The organism is Streptomyces sp. NPDC002701 (assembly GCF_042889045.1).
Taxonomy (GTDB): Bacteria; Actinomycetota; Actinomycetes; order Streptomycetales; family Streptomycetaceae; genus Streptomyces.
In genome coordinates this window covers 88,600-106,085 of the sequence record NZ_JBIAQL010000005.1, presented here as the reverse complement: position 1 = coordinate 106,085, position 17,486 = coordinate 88,600, and the positions used below count along the sequence as shown (strand labels likewise).

Here is a 17,486-nt window from a genome sequence, read left to right as displayed (position 1 = left end):
GTAGCCATCTTGCCAACGGGTCCGCGACGTGTCACGCGAGGGAGTCTACGGGCAGTGGTTGCGCTCGCGACGCCGGATGAGAGGGAGGTCGCACGCAGAGGGGACGCAGAACGGACGCAGCGGCCTGATGGGGCCGGTCTACGCGCCGACATCCGGAAGCAGCGGCACGAGAGCGTCCCAGCGCGCGATCTCGCATCCGTCACCGCGCCGGTAGGTCGCGTCCACGGGGCGGCCGGCCCAGGTGCCGGTGACGTGCGCGGTGGCGGGACCGCCGTACTGCATCGTGCACATCCCGCCCTCCTGCGCGGGCGCGAACGGGCTCTTGCCCCACAGGGTCTTGCGGTCGAGCTGCTCGCAGGCGGCCCGCGCGTCGGGGTGACTGCCGCCCGCGGGGTGACAGTCCAGCTCGAACGTGCCGTCGTGTCCTTCGCCCGCCTTGTCCACCGTCACGGTGAGGCGGTCGGTGGTGTCCGTACCGCTCACGGGCGGCGGCAGGAGGGGGAGCGAGTCGGCGTACGCGACCGGCGGCGTGGCGGACAGCGCGGCGAGGGACGCCGCGGCGGAGGTGGCGACGGTGAGGGCGATACGACGCAGCATGGGGGCTCCACGGGGTGCGGGCGGTTGCGTGAAGAACTCGGAGCACGCGGCCGGCCCGACGAGGCCGACGAACCGGGGGAACCGTCTCCGGCGGCTCTCCGTCGGGGCGCGTGCCCCACTGCACTAACGCCGTCCGCCCCGTGACGTTGCGCCGCAGGCGGGGGCTTTGCCCTCGGGCCTTTCCGCCTAGTACCGTAGGGGGCGATTGGTGACAGCCCGCTGGGCTGTGTCATCATCTGCACGCACCATTCGCACTCACGCGGACGGTTGTGCTGGAGGCGTCGCCTAGTCCGGTCTATGGCGCCGCACTGCTAATGCGGTTTGGGACGCAAATCCCATCGAGGGTTCAAATCCCTCCGCCTCCGCAGAAGATCACGAAGCCCCGGTCGTCCATGATCGGGGCTTCGTCCGTTCCTTGATCGATCCCGGCGCTCCACGGGACCGCGTCCGGAGCCCTCTGAAGGCTGTTTTCGCAGGTCAGGCCGGGTCTGACAAACGGATTTCGCCTCACGCCGCCAGTCATGTAATGTTGTTCCCGCAACGCCGACCAGGCAGAAAAGCCCGGAAGGAAGAGCAGACACAACAGAACACACAAGCACTCGTAGCTTAACGGATAGAGCATCTGACTACGGATCAGAAGGTTGCAGGTTCGAATCCTGCCGAGTGCACACAGGTCGAAGGCCCCGGAGAGATCCGGGGCCTTCGGCGTTTCAGGGCGTACGGCAGCGAAGTACAGCAGCCGTGTAGTGAGGTGAGGTCACCTTGGCCGGCGACAACAGGACGGCGCGCACACTGTTCGGTGCCGGTGTGGCCGTGGCCCTCGCGCTCCTCGTGGGCGGCTGCAGTCCGGCCGAGCGTCCGCTGGTGGCCATCGGGAAGGGCCCTGCCGGAGACGTAAGGGCGCTGCTGCGGCCCTGCTCGGACGACGATCCCGTCCGGGAGGTCGTGCTCCTCAGGAACGACGAGGAACGCGGTAAGGAGGGCGGCGAAAAGGGCGTCGAAGCGGATCCCGCGGTCCTGGACCACTGGTCGGCCCGGCCGCCCGGTCCGGCGACCGGCGAGCAGGAGTTCAGCCTCCTCAGTCTGCCGAAGGGCTGGCGGGGCGGCGGGGCGGGTTCCGCCACGAAGCTGGCATCGGACGGGAACTACTCGCTGAGCTTCGTCGTCGGGCCGGACGACACGGTGCGTTACAAGGGCGTCGCCAGGTTCACGCGCGCGGACGTCGAGGAACTGGCGCCCGGGCAGTGGTGGGCCGACGGAAGGGCTGTGAGCCGCGCGGAGTTCCGGAAGCAGGCGGACGACGCCTGTTCGTGAGGGGTGTCAGTGGTGACCTCTACGCTCGTGTGATGGCACAGGTGTGGACGTGCGCGGGGCTCCGGTGGGTCGGGGGCGCGCCCGTGCTGGCGTGGGGCGGGGGTCGTCGTAGTGCGTTGCCGTGGGGGAAGCAGGTCGCGTTCGCCGTCGTCGGCGGGGGTGTGCGGCGGTGTGTGGGGGCGCGCGGGCACAGTTGTCCCCTGGCGGCCACGGTGTCCGGGCGGAGTGTCGGCGCCCGGTGTGAGGAGTGTGCGCGGCTGGACCGTGCCCATTCCGTCGCTGCGGACACCATCGCCGACGATCCCCGGCCCTACTCCGTCTATCTGGCGTGGTTCGGACCCGGGATGGTCAAGGTCGGCATCACCGCGGTCGAGCGCGGGTCGGCCCGGCTGCTGGAGCAGGGAGCCGTCGTCTTCACCTGGCTGGGGCGGGGACCGCTGATGTCGGCCCGGCGCAGTGAGGAGTTGCTGCGTACGGCGTTGGGCGTGCCGGACCGGATCGCGTACGACGCCAAGCGGGCGGTGCGGAGCACCCTGCCGGAGGCGGGGGTCCGGCAGGCGGAGGTCCGGGAGCTGCACGCGCGCGCCATCGGGCTGGACCGGTGGCCGGAAGCCCTGGCGCGGATGCCGTTCGAGGCCGTCGATCACGCGGGCGCGTTCGGGCTCGACGGGCTCGCGCCGGCCGTGGCCGTCGTCGGCGAACTCGCGCCGGGCGGAGTCGTGCGGGGGGAGCTGGTCGCCGCCGCCGGGCCCGATCTCCATCTCCGGACCGGGCGGGGGGTCGTCGTGCTCGATACGCGGCTCATGACCGGGTGGGAGCTCACCGCGGCGACGGGGCCGTCCGGAGCGGCGGAGTCGTCCGGGGCCGGCGAAGGGGAGAGGGAGAGGGAGAGAGGCAGGGAGAGAAGTGAGTGGGGGGAGATCACCGTGCCCGTGCGGGAGTTCGGCGGGGTCCAGGACGGACTTTTCTGAGTGCGGGGGCTGATGGTCAAGAGTTCGATCCCTTGCGGATCCCCTTCGGCAAAAGCTCTGGACGTGGCGCGGCGGCCGGACCGAGAGTGGGCGACATGAGCCATCAGCCGATAGCACCTGTCCCTGCCACTGCTCCTGCTCCTGTCTCTGCACCTGTTTCCGCCCCTGCTCCTGCCTCTGTCCCTCGCTCGTCCTCCTCCCCCGCCGTCGTGCCGGTCGGCGCGTACGAACCGCCCTATTACGCCGTCGTGTTCACCTCGGTGAAGACGGAGGCTGCCGACGGGGGGAACGGCGGGGCCGGCGCGTACGGCGAGACCGCCGAGCGGATGGAGGAGCGGGTCAAGGGCATCCCGGGGTTCCTCGGGATGGACCATGCGGGCTCCCCCGGCGGGCTGTCCATCACCGTCGGGTACTTCCGCGACGCGGACGCCATCGACGAGTGGCGGAGCGATGTCGAGCACCGGGCGGCGCAGCGGCGTGGGCGCGCCGAGTGGTACGAGAGCTACACGCTGCACGTCGCCAAGGTCGAGCGAAGCCATGGGTTCGAGCGGGGGCACGGCTGACGTGGAGGAGGCGACGGCGGGCGAGGCCGTTGACGTACGGCGGTTCTGGGAGGGGCTCGGTCTTCCCGGGCTCGTCGATGTGCACACCCACTTCATGCCCGAGCCGGTCCTGAAGAAGGTCTGGGCGTACTTCGACGGGCTCGGGCCGCTCACCGGCGGTGTCGAGTGGCCCATCACCTACCGGGCCGAGGAGAGCGAACGGGTCGGCCTGTTGCGGGGGTTCGGCGTGCGGGCCTTCACCGCCATGCTCTACCCGCACAGGCCGGGCATGGCCGACTGGCTGAACCAGTGGGCGGTCGACTTCGCCCGGCGGACCCCCGACTGCCTCCATACGGCGACGTTGTTCCCGGAGCCAGGTGTGACGGCGTACGTGCGGAAGGCGCTCGACGAAGGAGCCCGGGTCTTCAAGGCGCACGTCCAGGTGGGGGCGTACGACCCGGGTGACGAGCTTCTCGATCCGGTCTGGGGGCTGCTGGCCGACGCGGGGACACCTGTGGTCATCCACTGCGGCTCCGGGCCCGCGCCCGGCAAGCACACCGGGCCGGAGCCGGTCGCGCGGGTGCTCGCGCGGCATCCGCGGCTGCGGCTGGTGTTCGCGCACATGGGCATGCCGGAGTACGAGGACTTCCTGGACCTCGCCGAGCGGTACGGCGAGGTGCGGCTGGACACGACGATGGCGTTCACGGACTTCAGCGAGGAGCTCGCGCCGTTCCCCCGGCGGGCGCTGCCCCGCCTCGCGGACCTCGGTGACCGGATCCTGCTCGGGACCGACTTCCCCAACATCCCCTATCCGTACGTCCAGCAGCTGCGGGCGCTGGAGCGGCTCGGACTGGGGGAGGAGTGGCTTCGCGGGGTCTGCCACGACAACGGCGCGCGGCTGTTCGGGCCGACAGGAGGGGAGCGGACGCGGACGGCCGGCCGGTGACGACGAGCTGTTCGTCCGCGGACGAACAGGGTCGGTCACGGCCGGTCGCCCTCACGGGCCGGTCGCCTCACACGCCGGTCGTCCCACGAAACGGTTGCCCTGAGCACGGCACCCGGCGGACGGATCTTCCCCCGCCGCGGCGCCGATCGGCCGCATCGGCCTGCCGTGCGGGAAGTCGCAGCGGAGCCGCAGTGTGATCCCTGAGAAGGGCCTGTGTGTTTCTCAGGGGATTCACAGGTCGGGGAAAGCGTGCTCTCAGACCGGCCCAGCAGTGTGTCGACCATGACCACGACCTCGCCCCAGGGGCGCACCGAACTGCTGAGGCCGGACGGGAGCCCCGTCCGCGTGCTGGTGGTGGACGACGAGCTGTCGATCACCGAGCTGCTGTCCATGGCCCTGCGCTACGAGGGCTGGCAGATCCGCAGTGCGGCCGACGGGACCGGTGCGGTGCAGACCGCGCGCGAGTTCCGGCCCGACGCCGTCGTCCTCGACATGATGCTGCCCGACATGGACGGCCTCGCCGTCCTCGGGCGGCTGCGCCGGGAGCTGCCCGACGTGCCCGTCCTCTTCCTGACCGCGAAGGACGCGGTCGAGGACCGGATCGCCGGTCTGACGGCCGGCGGCGACGACTACGTCACCAAGCCCTTCAGCCTGGAGGAGGTCGTGGCCCGGCTGCGCGGCCTCATCCGCCGGTCCGGTGCCGCCGACCGCCGTTCCGACTCGGTGCTCGTCGTCGGTGACCTCACCCTGGACGAGGACAGCCACGAGGTGTCGCGTGCGGGTGACGGCATCCACCTCACCGCGACCGAGTTCGAGCTGCTGCGGTTCCTGATGCGCAATCCGCGCCGAGTGCTCAGCAAGGCGCAGATACTCGACCGCGTGTGGTCGTACGACTTCGGCGGGCAGGCCAACGTCGTCGAGCTGTACATCTCGTACCTGCGCCGCAAGATCGACGCCGGCCGTGAGCCGATGATCCACACGCGGCGCGGTGCCGGGTATCTGATCAAGCCCGCGGTGTCGTGAGCGGACGACGACGGCCGCGGACGCGGCGGTACGGGCAGGCCGGGACTCCGCGGACGCGGCGGTACGGGCGGTCCCAGGCCCCCCAGGCCCCCCAGGACCCTCAGGTTCCCCAGGCCCCCCGGACGCAACGGCGCCGGCAGCCCCGGACCCTGCGGACCCGGCTCGTCGTCTCGGCGGTCGCGCTGATCGCGGTGGTGTGCGCGGTGATCGGCACGGTCACGACCATCGCCCTGCAGCAGCACCTGTACGCGCAGCTGGACACCCAGGTCGTTGAGGCCGCCAAGCGTGCCGGTGGGCTGCCGCCCGACCAGCTGCCCCGGGACCGGGGCGACGACGGTGTGCCGGCCGGCTCCCCGGGCGACTCCTCGGAGGAGGACCCGCTCGACAACTTCGTCACCCGGGGCCCGACGCAGAAGGACACCATCGCCGCCGAGGTGGACGCCGACGGCGGGATCACCAGGGCGGTCGTCGCCGTGGAGAAGTCCAGCGGCGGCGCCTTCGACAGGATGGCGCCCAAGGACCTCAGCGAGACGGCGGAGGCCGCGCTCGGCTCCGTGCCCAAGACCGGCATCCACACCGTCGACATCCCCGGCATGGGCGAGTACCGCGTCACCTACTTCACCGGGGGCAAGGGCCTCTTCTACGTCGCGCTTCCCACCGACACGGTCACCAGCACCATCAACACCCTGATCCTCGTCGAGGTCAGCGTCACCGCCGCCGGTCTGGTCGCCGCCGGAATCGCCGGGTCCGTCCTGGTCACCGTGGCCCTGCGGCCCCTCCGCAAGGTCGCCTCCACCGCCACCCGGGTCTCCGAACTCCCCCTCCACACCGGCGAGGTGACCCTCAACGAACGCGTCGCCGAGTCCGAGACCGACCCCCATACCGAGGTCGGGCAGGTCGGGGCCGCGCTCAACCGGATGCTCGACCACGTCCACGGCGCCCTGCACGCGCGTCAGGAGAGCGAGACGCGCGTACGCCAGTTCGTGGCGGACGCCAGCCATGAGCTGCGGACGCCACTGGCGTCCATCCGCGGATACGCCGAGCTGACCAGACGCGGCAGGGAGGAGACCGGGCCCGACACGCGGCACGCGCTCGGCCGGATCGAGTCCGAGGCCGGGCGCATGACGGGCCTCGTCGAGGACCTCCTGCTGCTCGCCCGCCTCGACGCGGGACGGCCGCTGAGCTACGAGCACACCGACCTCTCCCCGCTGGTCGTGGACGCCGTGAGCGACGCCCGTGCGGCCGGGCGCGAGCACAACTGGCGCCTGGAACTGCCCGACGAACCCGCCCTGGTCCTCGCGGACGCCGCCCGCGTCCAGCAGGTCATGGTGAACCTCTTCGCGAACGCGCGTACGCACACACCTCCGGGGACGACGGTGACCGCGCGGGTGCGCCGCCGGGACGCCTGGGTGTGCGTGGACGTCCAGGACGACGGGCAGGGCATTCCCCCCGACCTGCTGCCGCACGTCTTCGAGCGGTTCGCGCGGGGCGACTCCTCGCGCTCGCGCGCCTCCGGGTCCACCGGACTCGGGCTCGCCATCGTGCAGGCCGTGGCCGCCGCGCACGGCGGCGCGGTGACCGTCGACAGCGTGCCCGGACACACGGTCTTCACCGTGCACCTGCCCGCGCCGGAGCCCCAGGCGCCCCGTTCTCATGAGGCGTTCATCTCCGGAACGGACGCATCACCGTACTCACAGGCACAGCACAGCACGACCACATGGGTGCGACAGGGCGCTTGACGACAGTCGTCGTCATGCGAACCGAACCTTCTCCCGGCACCCTGCCGGCGCGGGAGCACCTCCCGGCCGGAAACGCCGGTACGCCTGTCCTGGACGTAGTGATCCCCGTCTACAACGAGGAGAAGGACCTCCAGCCGTGCGTGCTCAGACTGCACGAGCACCTCTCCCGCACCTTCCCGTACGCGTTCCGCATCACGGTCGCGGACAACGCGTCCACCGACACCACCCCCCTGGTGGCGGCGCGGCTGGCCGAACAACTGCCCGGGGTCAGGTCGTACCGGCTGGAGCAGAAGGGCCGCGGCCGGGCGCTGCGCACCGTCTGGTCCGCGTCGGACGCCCCGGTCCTCGCCTACATGGACGTCGACCTGTCCACCGACCTCAACGCGCTTCTCCCGCTGGTCGCCCCGCTGATCTCCGGCCACTCGGACCTGGCGATCGGCTCGCGCCTCGCCCGCAGTTCGCGGGTCGTGCGGGGCGCCAGGCGCGAGTTCATCTCGCGTTCCTACAACCTGATCCTGCGGGGCTCGCTGCAGGCGCGGTTCTCCGACGCGCAGTGCGGGTTCAAGGCGATCCGGCGCGATGTCGCGCAGGTGCTGCTGCCGCTCGTCGAGGACACCGGCTGGTTCTTCGACACCGAGATGCTGGTCCTCGCCGAACGGGCGGGGCTGCGCATCCACGAGGTGCCGGTCGACTGGGTCGACGACCCGGACTCGACGGTGCACATCGTCAGGACCGCGACCGATGACCTGAAGGGCGTGTGGCGCGTGGGACGCGCCCTCGCCACCGGCTCGCTGGCGCTCGACCGGCTCGCCCGGCCGTTCGGCGACGACCCGCGCGACCGTGAGATCAGCGGCGTACCGAAGGGGCTCGCCCGCCAGCTCATCGGGTTCGGGGTGGTGGGCGTCCTGTCCACGCTGTTCTACCTGGTGCTCTACAGCGGCTTCCGTACGTTCTCGGGGGCGCAGGTCGCCAACGCGCTCGCCCTGCTCGTCTCGGCGGTCGCCAACACCGCGGCCAACCGGCGCCTGACCTTCGGCGTGCGCGGCCGGGGCGGGGCCGTGCGGCACCAGGCGCAGGGGCTGGTCGTCTTCGGTATCGGACTCGCCCTCACCAGCGGTTCGCTCGCCGCCCTGAACGCGGCGACGACCGAACCGGCGCACTCCACCGAACTGGCCGTCCTGATCGTCGCGAACCTCGCGGCGACCGTGCTGCGGTTCCTGCTCTTCCGGGCCTGGGTGTTCCCGGACCGGCACGACGAGTCACCGTCGACCGTCGTCGCCTCCCACATCCCCACCTTCCCGCCGACCGCACCGGCCGCACCGACGGCACCGGCCGCACCGACGGCACCGGCCGGACCTGCCTCGCCCGTCTACGCGACGGCGCCGCGGTCCCCGTACGGCCAGGGTGCGGACGACGCTCCGTACGACCACACGACCCGGGGGGACGCGACCATGCGGATGCGGCCGGTGCGCCCGGACCACCACGATCCGAGGGACGCGCGATGACGACGACTCAGCACGAGTACCCGAGCACGGGGGCCACCGGTTCCGGCGAGGGCCCGACCACGCCGACAGCGACAGCCGTACAGGAACCAGTGGTTCCGGCGGAGCCGGCCGTCCCCGCGGACGGCCGCCCCCGACAGCCCCTCGTACGCCGTCTGTGGCGCGGCCGGCCCGAGGACCACCGCTGGGTGCGCCCCGCGTTCCTCGGCGCGCTGCTGCTGATCGGCGCGCTCTACACCTGGAACCTCACGGCCTCCGGGTACGCCAACTCCTTCTACTCCGCGGCCGCCCAGGCCGGCAGCCAGTCCTGGAAGGCGTTCTTCTTCGGCTCGCTCGACTCGGCCAACGCCATCACCGTCGACAAGCCCCCGGCCTCCCTGTGGCCGATGGCCCTGTCGGTACGGCTGTTCGGCCTGAACTCGTTCGCGATCCTGTTCCCGCAGGTCCTCATGGCCGTCGCCACGGCCGGCGTCCTGTACGGGGCGGTGCGCCGCCGGTTCCGTGCCTCGGCCGGCTTCATCACGGTGGCGGTCTTCGCGCTCACGCCCGTCGCCGCGCTGATGTTCCGGTTCAACAACCCGGACGCGGCCCTCGCGCTCCTGATGGCCGTCACGGTGTACTGCGTGCTGCGCGCCATGGAGAAGGCACAGACGAAGTGGCTGCTGTGGGCGGGAGCGGCCGTCGGTCTCGCCTTCCTGGTGAAGACCCTCCAGGCGTTCCTGATCCTGCCGCCCCTCGCACTCGTCCATGTGGTCTTCGCGCCCACGACCCTGCGCAGGCGCGTCGGGCAGGTGCTGCTCAGCGGCCTCGCGATGATCGTCGCGGGGGGCTGGTGGGTGGCCGCCGTCGAACTGTGGCCCGCGTCCTCCCGCCCGTACATCGGCGGCTCGCAGAACAACTCCTTCCTCGAACTCACCTTCGGCTACAACGGACTCGGCCGCATCAACGGCGAGGAGACCGGCAGTGTCGGAGGAGGCGGCGGGGGCGGCGGCTGGGGCGAGACCGGCTGGGACCGGATGTTCGGCTCCTCCATCGGCGGCCAGATCTCCTGGCTGATCCCGGCCGCGCTGATCGTGCTCGTCGCGGCCGTCGCCCTGACCTGGAAGGCGCGGCGGACCGACACGGCCCGCGCCGCGTTCCTCGCCTGGGGCGGCTCGCTGCTGATCACCATGGTGGTCTTCAGCTTCATGCAGGGCATCTTCCACGAGTACTACACCGTGGCCCTCGCCCCGTACGTCGCCGCCGTGCTCGGCATGGGGGCGAGCGTGCTGTGGGAGGAGCGCGGCCGGCTGTGGGTCTCGCTCACCATGGCCGCCGCGATGACGGCCACCGCCGCCTGGGGGTACGTCCTCCTGAACCGCTCCTCCGACTACCTGCCCTGGCTGAAGTGGCTGGTCCTGGCCGGCGGCCTGGTCGCCGCGCTCGGGCTGGTCTTCATCACGCGGCTCGGGCGCCGGCTCGCCCTCGGGGTGGTCGGGATCAGCTTCGTCGCGGCGCTCGCGGGCCCGACGGCGTACACGCTCACCACGCTGAACGAGGGCCACAGCGGCTCGATCGTCACGGCCGGCCCCTCGGTCTCGGGCGGCCGCGGCGGTCCGGGCGGCGGCGGTGGCATGGGTGGGGGCCCCGGTGGCGGCGGTATGCCGGGCCGGAACCAGCAGGGCGGCGGCATGGGACAGCCCCCGACCGGCGGCTTCCCCGGCGGCGGCCAGCAAGGTCAACAGAACGGCAATGGGCAGACGGGGCAGAACGGGCAGACCCAGCCGGGCGGCGGTACCGCCGGCGGCACCGGTGACGGTGGCGGCATGGGCGGCGGAGGCGGTGGTGGCGGTATGGGCGGCCTGCTCAACGGCGCGACCGTCGGCTCCGAGGCGAAGGCGCTCCTGGAGAAGAACTCCGGTGACTACACCTGGACCGCGGCGGCCGTCGGCGCGCAGAACGCGGCGAGCTACCAGCTCTCCACCGGCGACCCGGTGATGGCGATCGGCGGCTTCAACGGCAGCGACCCGTCGCCGACACTGGCCCAGTTCAAGGAGTACGTGGCGGACGGGAAGATCCACTACTTCATCTCGTCCGGCTCCATGGGCGGTGGTGGCGGCAGCGACTCCGGTACGGCGTCCCGGATCAGCGAGTGGGTGCAGGAGAACTTCAAGGAGGTGACGGCGGGTTCGTCCACCTTCTACGACCTGACGCAGCCCACGAGCGGCTGACGGTTCCCCACGGGAGGGCGGGGCCGGGCGAGAGCGCCCGGCCCCGCCCTCCCGCTGTTGTACACCGTATAGGAACTGTTCTACGCTGTATGGCATGCCAACCTCGCAAGGCCACCCCCAGCGGTGGCTGATCCTCGGTGTCATATGTTTCGCGCAGCTCACCGTGCTGCTCGACAACACCGTGCTGAACGTCGCCATCCCGTCCCTCACCGAGGAACTGGACGCGGGCACCGCCGACATCCAGTGGATGATCAACGCGTACTCGCTGGTGCAGTCGGGCCTGCTGCTCAGCGCAGGCAGCGCGGCCGACCGCTACGGCCGCAAGAAGATGCTGGTGACCGGCCTCGCCCTGTTCGGCATCGGCTCACTGACCGCCGGACTCGCCGACACCAGCGGGCAGTTGATCGCCGCCCGCGCGGGCATGGGGGTGGGCGGCGCGCTCCTGCTCACCACCACGCTCGCCGTCGCGATGCAGATCTTCACGACCGAGGAGCAGCCGAAGGCCATCGGCATCTGGAGCGCCGTCAACGCCCTCGGCTTCGCGACCGGCCCCCTGGTCGGCGGATTCCTGCTCGACCACTACTGGTGGGGCGCGATCTTCCTGGTCAACCTGCCGGTGGTGGCGCTGGCGCTCGTCGCGGTGATCTCCCTCGTACCGGAGTCGAAGAACCCGCGCGGCGACCGCCCCGACCTCCTCGGCGCGCTGCTCTCCACGATCGGCATGACCGCCCTCGTGTACGCGATCATCTCCGGCCCGGAACACGGCTGGACCTCCGGCCGCGTCCTCGCCACCGCCGCCCTCGCGGTCGTCGTCCTGGCGCTCTTCGCGTACTGGGAGAGCCGGATCCCGTACCCCATGCTGGACCTGCACTTCTTCAGGAACCGGCGCTTCACGGGGGCGGTCGCCGGTGCCGTGCTGATCACCTTCGGCATGGGCGGCGCGCTCTTCCTGCTGACCCAGCACCTCCAGTTCGTCCTCGGGTACGGGCCGTTGGAGGCGGGACTGCGCACCGCGCCGCTCGCCCTGACCGTGGTGGCCCTCAACTTCACCGGGCTGGCGGCGAAACTGACGGCGAAGCTCGGCACGCCGGTGTCGATCATCCTCGGCATGGTGCTGATGTCGGGCGGCCTGGTGTCGATCGCGACCCTCGCCACGAGCGGCTACCCCGGCACGCTGCTCGGCCTCCTGCTCATCGGCGCGGGCGCCGCGATCGCCAACCCCGCCATGGCGTACGCCATCATGAGCGCGATCCCGCCGGAGAAGGCGGGCGTGGGCGCGGGCGTCAACGGCACGCTGGCCGAGTTCGGCAACGGCCTCGGCGTCGCCGTCCTCGGCGCGGTCCTCAACGCCCGCTTCGCCGCGCTGATCCCGTTCACCGCAGCCTCGCTCCCGGCGGCCCTCGCCTCCGCGGACTCGGCGGACGAGCGTGCGCGGATCACGGACGCGTTCGCCGCGGGGCTGGAGACCAGCCAGCTGGTGGGCGCGGTGGCCGTGCTCGCCGGCGGACTCCTGGCCGCCGCGTTGCTCCGGCGGGCCGAGCGGGAAGACTCCGCGGTGGCGGCGCGGGTATGAGGCCCGCTTAGCATCAGGGCGGGGCGGACCCCGGTGTCACGGACCGCCCCTTCCGCAGAGTTCCGAGGAAGGTGCGCCATGGTGAGGGCAGCCGGCCGGGCCGAGCGCCCGGCGCGGACCAGCGTCTGGGTGGAGGGCAAGACCCCGCGAGGCGGCGGCGCGCGGGGCGGTCAGCCGGCGTCGCTCGACCGGGACCGGATCACCGAGGTGACGGTACGGCTGCTCGACGCGGAGGGCCTGGCCAAGTTCTCCATGCGGCGGCTGGCCGCCGAGCTGAAGGTGACCGCGATGTCCGTCTACTGGTACGTGGACACGAAGGACGACCTTCTCGAACTCGCCCTCGACGCGGTCTACGGCGAACTGGAGCTGCCGGATCCGGACGCCGACGAGGACTGGCAGGACCAGCTCCGGGCGATCGCCACCGGATACCGGGCCCTTCTCGTACGGCATCACTGGGCGTCGTCCCTCGCCGGGACGTTCCTCAACATCGGGCCCAGGTCGGTGACGTTCTCCCGCACCGTGCAGCGCGTGATCCGCAGGACGGGGCTGCCCACGCACCGGCTGGCGGGGGCCATCTCGGCCGTCTTCCAGTTCGTGTACGGGTTCGGCACGATCGAAGGGCACTTCACGCTGCGGTCCGCCGCGGCCGGGATGAGCCCCGACGCGTATTTCCAGCAGGCGCTCAGCTCGTTGCAGGAGTCCCCCGAGCTGGATGACGTCCTTGAGGAGTCCAGGGAGATCATGCGGGCGCGTGGGGGGAGCACGGTGGAGGAGATGTACGAGCGGGACTTCCACTTCGGGCTGGATGTGCTGATCGCGGGGATCGTGGCGATGGTGGACCGCGAGGCGGGGGCCGCGTCGGCGGAGGCGTCGGCGCCGGCGGAGGCGGAAGCGGAGTCCGGGGGGCGGTGAGTCGGGTGCGGGTCGGTGGGGGCTGGTCGCGCAGTTCCCCGCGCCCCTTGGGGCGCGCCTCTGCGGGCGCGTCCCTGGCGGGGCACGCGCGGTCTATGCCAGGCGGGCGGGGAAGCCGCCCGTCGCCACCGGGCCCCACTTCTCCGGGGTGATCCTGATGATGGACTTGCCCTGCTTGAGCATGGCCTGCCGGTACTCGTCCCAGTCCGGGTGCTCGCCCGAGATGTTGCGGAAGTACTCGACCAGGGGCTCCACCGAGTCGGGGGAGTCGATCACCTCGGCCGTGCCGTCGATCTGGACCCAGGGGCCGTTCCACTCGTCGCTCAGGACGATGAGGCTGACCCGGTCGTCGCGCTTGGCGTTGCGGGTCTTGGCGCGCTCCGGGTAGGTGGAGACGACGACGCGGCCCGAATCGTCGACGCCGCAGGTCAGCGGTGAACCCTGCGGGCTCCCGTCCGCCCTGCGGGTGAGCAGGACGGCGCGGTGACGGGGCCGTACGAAGTCCAGCAACTCGTCGAGCGATACGGCGGTGTTCGTCGCGATGTTCGGTGCCATGCGGGCAGCTTAGGCGGTGGGCCGCGGCTGAGCCTGCTCCTGTCGTGCCTACGCCTGCGGGAGTGTCTCCCCCTGCACGGCCTGGATGTCCAGCTCGACCTTCAGCGTCGTGCCGATGGCCGCGATGCCGGCCGCGACGACCTGGTTGTAGTTCATCGCGAAGTCCTCGCGGCGCAGTTCCGTGGTGGCGCGGAAGGCCGCCCGGGTCCCGCCCCAGGAGTCGGCGCCGGTGCCCAGGTAGGCCAGCGACAGGTCGACCGGGCGGACGACCCCGTGCAGGGTCAGTTCGCCGTGGACCGTCCAGCGGTCGCTTCCGACGGCCGGGGTCACACCCGTCGAGACGAACCTGATCTCCGGGTGGCGCTCGACGTCCAGGAAGTCCGGCGACTTCAGGTGACCGTCGCGCATGGCGTTGCCCGTGTCGATCGAGTCGGCCCGGATCACCGCCTCCACACGGGACTTGGCGACGTCGTCCGGCGCGATCTCGATCGAACCGGCGAACTGGGTGAACCGGCCGTGCACGCTGGAGATCCCCAGGTGCTGGGCGACGGCGGCCACCGAGGAGTGCGCCGGGTCCACGGTCCAGGGGCCGGGCGGCGGCAGCTCGGTGCCGCCCTGCCGGGCGAGCGTCACCGTGCCGATCTCGGCCCGGCCGCTCGCCGTGACGAGGGCGCTCGACGCGACGGGTGCGTACCCGACGGCCGTGACGATCACCGTGTACGCGCCGGGCGCGACCGCGACCGCGTCCCGCACGGTGCCTTCCTCGTCGGCCTCGGCGCGCACCACCTGGGCGCCCGTCATGTCGGTCACCGTGACGACCGCGTGCGACACGGCCCAGCCGTCCCGCGTACGGATCCGCGCGGTCAGTCCCATTTCACACAACCTCTTCTCAGTCTCTTCCCCACGAGAACCGGCCCGCGGAGCGCGCCTCCGCTCGGAACGCGCTCCACGGGCCGGGGTCTTCAGCTACCGGTCCCCGACTACTCGCCCGGGTGGGCGAGCCGGATGTCGTGACCGTCCACGCCGGTGCCACTGACGGTCAGTGCCGTGGCCACCGGCGGATAGCCGGTCGCGATGACGGTGTACTCGCCGCTGTCCAGGTCGGTGAAGGCGTACGCCCCGTCCGTCCCGGTGGTGGCGGTGCCGACCACATTGCCCGCCGCGTCGACGAGCGTGACCCGGGCGTCGCCCAGCGGCCCGCCGGGTGCGTGCACGACGCCCTGGAGCTGCGCTCCGGCCGTCAGCTCGACCTCGACCCGGGTGACCCCGGTGCCGCCGACCTCGACGGGCAGGGCGCGGGGCCGGTGTCCGGCGGCGTTCACCGCGACGGTCACGGCGCCGGGCACCAGCTCGGCGAAGGTGAACTCGCCCTGTTCACCGGTGGTCCCGGTGGCCAGGACGTCGCCGCGCACATCGGTCACGATGACCATCGCGCCCACGACCGGCCGGCCGCTCTCGGCGGCCTTCACCGCGCCGGACAGCCCGCTCGTGCCGCTCAGCAGGATGTCGTACGCGAGCGGCTCACCGTTCACGACGACCGTCGACGCCTGCGGCTGGAACCCGTCCGCGGAGGCGATCAGCACGTACGAACCCGTGCCGGGCGCGTCCACCGCGTAGGCGCCGTCGGCCTGGGCGACCGAGCGGCCCAGCTGACGGCCCGCGAGGGAGATCAGCGTGACGGCGGCACGGGGGACGGGCGCGCTCTCGGCGCCGCGTACGAACCCGTGGACCGGGACCCCGCCGGAGGCGGCACCCGTGCCCGGGTCGGTACCGGCCGCCAGGGTGGCGACCGCCGAGAGCCGCTGGGTGCCCTGGGCGCTCCGGGTGCCCTCGGGGCCGGACCCGGTGCCGTCATACGAGCCGGCGTCGGTGCCGGGGCTGCCGGTGCCGTTGTCCTGGACGGCCCAGCTCGGGACCCGCTCGTCGGACTCGGCCGGGAACGCGTCGGCCGAGTCGGCCGACGCCGGGGTGGCCTCGGCGACCGCCGGGACCTCCGCCTGGGCCTCCGCCGCCTGCGCCAGCCCGCCCGACGTACGCAGCGGGACCTCCTTGATGAAGATCGTGACGACGAAGGCGATCAGCGCCATGGCAGCGGCTATCAGGAAGATGTCCGCGATGCCGTGCCCGTAGGCGTTCTCGACGACGGTACGCAGCGGACCGGGCAGCGAGTCCACGTTCGGGATGCTGTCGCTGCCGCCGCCGGCGGCCGCGGAGTACTTCGGGTCGATGCCGGCCAGGCCGTCCTTCGTGTAGTGCGTGATGCGGTTGGCCAGCACGGCACCGAGCGCGGAGACACCGATCGCGCCGCCGAGGGACCGGAAGAAGGTGACCACGGAGCTGGCCGCGCCGAGGTCGGAGGGGGCGACCTGGTTCTGCGTGCAGAGCACCAGGTTCTGCATCATCATGCCGATGCCGAGACCCATGACCGCCATGAAGACGGCGACCTGCCAGTAGTCCGTGTCGTACCGGATCGTGCCGAGCAGGCCGAGACCCGCGGTCACCAGGGCGCCGCCGGCGACCAGCCACGCCTTCCACTTGCCGGTCTTGGTGATGATCTGACCGGAGACGGTGGAGGAGATGAACAGACCGCCGATCATCGGGATCGTCAGCACACCGGACATGGTCGGCGACTCGTCCCGGGCCAGCTGGAAGTACTGGCTGAAGAACACGGTGCCCGTGAACATCGCGATACCCACGAAGAGCGACGCGACGGACGACAGGGTGATGGTGCGGTTGCGGAACAGGCGCAGCGGGATGATCGGCTCGCTCGCCCTGGACTCGACGAGCACGAAGAGCAGACCGAGGACGACCGCGCCGGCGACCATCGCGTACGTCTGCCACGACACCCAGTCGTACTTGTCACCGGCGAAGGTGACCCACAGGAGCAGCAGCGAGACCGCGGCGGAGATGAAGAACGCGCCGCCCCAGTCGACCTTGACCTCACGCTTCACGGTGGGCAGGTGCAGGGTCCGCTGCAGGACGATCAGCGCGATGATCGCGAAGGGCACGCCGACGTAGAAGCACCAGCGCCAGCCGAGCCAGCTGGTGTCGGTGATGACACCGCCGAGCAGCGGGCCGCCGACGGTCGCGACTGCGAACGTGGCGCCGAGGTAGCCGGAGTACCGGCCGCGCTCGCGCGGGGAGATCATCGCGGCCATGACGATCTGCGCGAGGGCCGAGAGACCGCCGACGCCGATGCCCTGGACGACGCGGACGGCGATCAACATGCCCGGGTTCTGCGCGAGCCCCGCCACCACCGAGCCCAGGACATAGATGACCAGGGCTATCTGGACCAGGGCCTTCTTGCTGTAGAGGTCGGCGAGCTTGCCCCACAGGGGTGTCGTCGCCGTCATGGACAGCAGCGTGGCCGTGACGACCCAGGTGTAGGCGGACTGGCCGCCGCCCAGGTCGCCGATGATCTCGGGCAGTGCGTTGGAGACGATCGTCGACGACAGGATCGCGACGAACATGCCGAGCAGCAGCCCGGAGAGGGCTTCCATGATCTGCCGGTGCGTCATCGGAGCGCCGTCGGGCGAACCTCCGTGCTTGGCGTGTGAGCCCCGCACACCGGCTGGTGTGGTCGTTGCCATGGGCTTCCTTTT

At 71.6% G+C, this 17,486-nt stretch carries 14 protein-coding genes and 2 tRNA genes; 12 read left to right on the top strand and 4 right to left on the bottom strand.

Annotated elements, in window-relative coordinates; translation table 11 throughout:
• Positions 1-138: 138 nt before the first annotated feature.
• The gene (locus tag ACFYXC_RS16290; RefSeq protein ID WP_389551870.1) at positions 139-597 is read right to left on the bottom strand and encodes an SSI family serine proteinase inhibitor; all 459 of its coding nucleotides are present in this window, start codon (positions 595-597) and stop codon (positions 139-141) included.
• Between the two features lie 274 nt (positions 598-871).
• Here ACFYXC_RS16290 and ACFYXC_RS16285 point away from each other — a divergent pair.
• From ACFYXC_RS16285 to ACFYXC_RS16230, 12 genes are all read left to right on the top strand, one after another.
• Positions 872-962, top strand: a tRNA-Ser gene (locus tag ACFYXC_RS16285).
• A gap of 230 nt (positions 963-1,192) precedes the next feature.
• Positions 1,193-1,265 (top strand) — tRNA-Arg (locus ACFYXC_RS16280).
• 94 nt (positions 1,266-1,359) lie between these two features.
• Entirely contained in the window at positions 1,360-1,911 is a 552-nt protein-coding gene (locus ACFYXC_RS16275) for a hypothetical protein (protein WP_389551867.1), read from the top strand.
• A gap of 32 nt (positions 1,912-1,943) precedes the next feature.
• Complete coding sequence (locus ACFYXC_RS16270; protein WP_389551864.1) at positions 1,944-2,882, top strand: DUF2797 domain-containing protein; 939 nt, start codon at positions 1,944-1,946, stop codon at positions 2,880-2,882.
• 209 nt (positions 2,883-3,091) lie between these two features.
• Complete coding sequence (locus tag ACFYXC_RS16265) at positions 3,092-3,445, top strand: antibiotic biosynthesis monooxygenase family protein (protein ID WP_389551861.1); 354 nt, start codon at positions 3,092-3,094, stop codon at positions 3,443-3,445.
• Entirely contained in the window at positions 3,420-4,370 is a 951-nt protein-coding gene (locus ACFYXC_RS16260; protein ID WP_389551858.1) for an amidohydrolase family protein, read from the top strand. Before ACFYXC_RS16265 ends, ACFYXC_RS16260 begins: the two co-directional genes overlap by 26 nt.
• 282 nt (positions 4,371-4,652) lie before the next feature.
• Positions 4,653-5,393: a response regulator transcription factor gene (locus ACFYXC_RS16255; protein WP_221348745.1), complete on the top strand. Its 741-nt coding sequence runs from the start codon at positions 4,653-4,655 to the stop codon at positions 5,391-5,393.
• The gene (locus tag ACFYXC_RS16250; RefSeq protein WP_389551855.1) at positions 5,390-7,132 is read left to right on the top strand and encodes a sensor histidine kinase; all 1,743 of its coding nucleotides are present in this window, start codon (positions 5,390-5,392) and stop codon (positions 7,130-7,132) included. Before ACFYXC_RS16255 ends, ACFYXC_RS16250 begins: the two co-directional genes overlap by 4 nt.
• 14 nt (positions 7,133-7,146) lie before the next feature.
• Positions 7,147-8,637, top strand: coding sequence for a glycosyltransferase (locus tag ACFYXC_RS16245; RefSeq protein WP_389551852.1), 1,491 nt, complete (start codon positions 7,147-7,149; stop codon positions 8,635-8,637).
• A complete protein-coding gene (locus tag ACFYXC_RS16240) occupies positions 8,634-10,844 on the top strand; it encodes an ArnT family glycosyltransferase (RefSeq protein WP_389551849.1) in 2,211 nt (736 codons plus the stop codon). The genes ACFYXC_RS16245 and ACFYXC_RS16240 overlap by 4 nt, the downstream gene beginning before the upstream one ends.
• Positions 10,845-10,938: 94 nt before the next feature.
• Positions 10,939-12,417, top strand: a complete 1,479-nt coding sequence (locus ACFYXC_RS16235) for an MFS transporter (protein ID WP_389551846.1) — start codon at positions 10,939-10,941, stop codon at positions 12,415-12,417.
• A 78-nt stretch (positions 12,418-12,495) separates the two neighbouring features.
• A complete protein-coding gene (locus ACFYXC_RS16230; protein ID WP_389551843.1) occupies positions 12,496-13,329 on the top strand; it encodes a TetR/AcrR family transcriptional regulator in 834 nt (277 codons plus the stop codon).
• 93 nt (positions 13,330-13,422) lie between these two features.
• Here ACFYXC_RS16230 and ACFYXC_RS16225 read toward each other — a convergent pair whose 3' ends face one another.
• The 3 genes from ACFYXC_RS16225 to ACFYXC_RS16215 form a co-directional block, all read right to left on the bottom strand.
• Complete coding sequence (locus ACFYXC_RS16225; protein ID WP_388921045.1) at positions 13,423-13,884, bottom strand: PPOX class F420-dependent oxidoreductase; 462 nt, start codon at positions 13,882-13,884, stop codon at positions 13,423-13,425.
• Between the two features lie 48 nt (positions 13,885-13,932).
• Positions 13,933-14,757 carry a YceI family protein gene (locus ACFYXC_RS16220; RefSeq protein ID WP_389551840.1) on the bottom strand — a complete coding sequence of 275 codons (825 nt, stop codon included), beginning with the start codon at positions 14,755-14,757 and terminating at the stop codon, positions 13,933-13,935.
• Between the two features lie 107 nt (positions 14,758-14,864).
• Positions 14,865-17,474 carry an MFS transporter gene (locus ACFYXC_RS16215; protein ID WP_389551838.1) on the bottom strand — a complete coding sequence of 870 codons (2,610 nt, stop codon included), beginning with the start codon at positions 17,472-17,474 and terminating at the stop codon, positions 14,865-14,867.
• Positions 17,475-17,486 lie beyond the last annotated feature (12 nt).